This window comes from Actinosynnema sp. (genome assembly GCF_052038725.1).
The window spans coordinates 1-1,982 of the sequence record NZ_JBQGCX010000422.1 but is presented as its reverse complement, the minus strand read 5'-3'; the positions used below and the strand labels follow the sequence as shown (position 1 = coordinate 1,982).

The 1,982-nt window shown below is 70.9% G+C and carries 1 protein-coding gene and 1 pseudogene; one reads left to right on the top strand and one right to left on the bottom strand.

The window, feature by feature from the left end; genetic code table 11:
* The coding region (locus ACTUAL_RS08570; protein ID WP_440899871.1) for an HNH endonuclease at nt 1-577 on the top strand (577 nt) is incomplete at its 5' end.
* Between the two features lie 77 nt (nt 578-654).
* Here ACTUAL_RS08570 and ACTUAL_RS08565 read toward each other — a convergent pair.
* Nucleotides 655-1,966, bottom strand: a pseudogene (locus ACTUAL_RS08565) (ISL3 family transposase).
* Nucleotides 1,967-1,982 lie beyond the last annotated feature (16 nt).

Genomic DNA, 1,982 nt, shown 5'->3' with positions numbered 1-1,982 from the left:
CATCCTGTTCCGCAAGGAGCAGCCCAACTACTACACGCCCATCGCGCCGGTCTACGTGGTCGACGACGTGCCCGAGGAGCGCGCGTTCCTCATCGCGCTCGACGAGTCGTTCCGGTACATGGGCGACGTGCGGCACCTGTCGGCACCGCAGAAGGCGTACGCGCTGCGGCTCGCCAAGCAGCGCCTGCACCAGCCCGCGTTCCGCACCCGCGTGCTGCTCGCCTACGAGACGCGCTGCGCGATCTGCACGCTCAAGCACGGGTCGCTGCTCGACGCCGCGCACATCGCCCCCGACTCGTCGACCCGTGGCGTCCCGACCACACCCAACGGGCTCGCCCTGTGCAAGATCCACCACGCCGCGTTCGACCAGAACCTGCTCGGCATCACCCCCGACTACGTCGTGCACGTCGACCGTGACCTCATGGAGGAGGTCGACGGCCCGATGCTCAAGCACGGGCTGCAGGAGATGCAGGGGCGGCGGCTGACGCTGCCCGGGAAGGTCAAGGACCGGCCGGACCGAGGGCTGCTGGCGCTGCGGTGGGAGCGTTTCGCGGGGGTGGGGGCGGCGGGGCGCTGATGACGGGGGGCCTGTGCTGGGGGCGTTCGTGAGGCGGCCGCAATCCATCCCTCGACACATATAGATGGACAAGTGGCTCATCGCAGATGAGGGTGTAGCACCGGTCTGAAGCCGCCGGCTTCGAGCAGGCAGCGGGCGATGTAGTTGGCGATGTTGCGAAAGCCCAGTGCGGTCCCGCGCAGGTGCTCGAGCCGGCCGTTGATCGCCTCGGTCGGGCCGTTGGGATGTCCCGGGTCGATCGAAGTAGGCCAGGACGTCGGCGGCCCGCTTCTTCAAGGTCCTGCCCAGGGTCCGCAGCTCGACCAGGGCAGCCGGGACGCCCTGGCGCAGCGAGTCGATCAGGGCGGTCATCTGCTGCTTGCCTCGGGCGCGGTCGGGGTCGTGGTAGGCGCCGATCATGCGCTGGTAGATCCCCCAGGTCGCCTCGACCTGGACGTGGTCCTCGCCGTCGAACAGCGCGGTCAGGCGCTGTCGTTGCCGCTCGGTGAGCAGGTCGGCGCCGGTGTGCAGAGTCCGCCGGGCACGGTAGAGCGGGTCGTTCTTGCGTCCGCGGTGACCGTGCATGTCCTGCTCGACTCGGCGCCGGCAGCGGTCCAACGCGTCCCCGGCCAGGCGGACCACGTGGAAGAAGTCCATGACCGCGACCGCCTCGGGGAGCTCTTCGGCCGTGGCGGTCTTGAAGCCGGTGAACCCGTCCATCGCGACGACCTCCAGCCGGTCACGCCAGGGCAGCGGCCGCTTCGCGAGCCAGGTCTTGAAGGCCTGCTTGGAGCGTCCCTCGACCACGTCCAGCAGCCGCGCCGGCCCGGTGCCGGCACGCACCGGGGTCAGGTCGATGATGACCGTGACGTACTTCCCGCCGGTGCGCGCGTGGCGCCACACGTGCTCGTCGACCCCCAGTACGTGCACGTCGTCGAACCGGCGCGGGTCGCCGATCAGCATCTGCGCGCCCTCGGCCAGGACCGCGGTGTTCGCCGTGTGCCACGCCACCCCCAGCGCCTGGGCAATCCGGGCCATCGACAGGTGCGCGACCACCAGACCCTCCAGCGCCCACCGCAGCGCGCCGCGAGTCAGCTTCGCCCGCGGTGCCGCAGCCGCACTCATGTCTCGGCGCCACACGTGCCCGCAGCCGTCGCAGCGGTAGCGCCGGACCCGCACCTGCAGGATCGTGGGGCGCCATCCCGACGGCTCGTGCGCGAGCTGGCGGACCACGCTGCCACGCGGCACACCCTGCGCGCCGCAACGCCGGCACCACGGATCCTCAGCGGCGATCGTGCAGGCCAGCACCGTGCGATCGGGCTCGAGGCGCTGGCCGGTGACCCGCAGGCCATGCTCGTCCAGGCGTGTGAACGTGGTCAGTTCCGGGCGCGCGAAGGTACCGTCAGGCATGTCGAGGTCTTCCGGG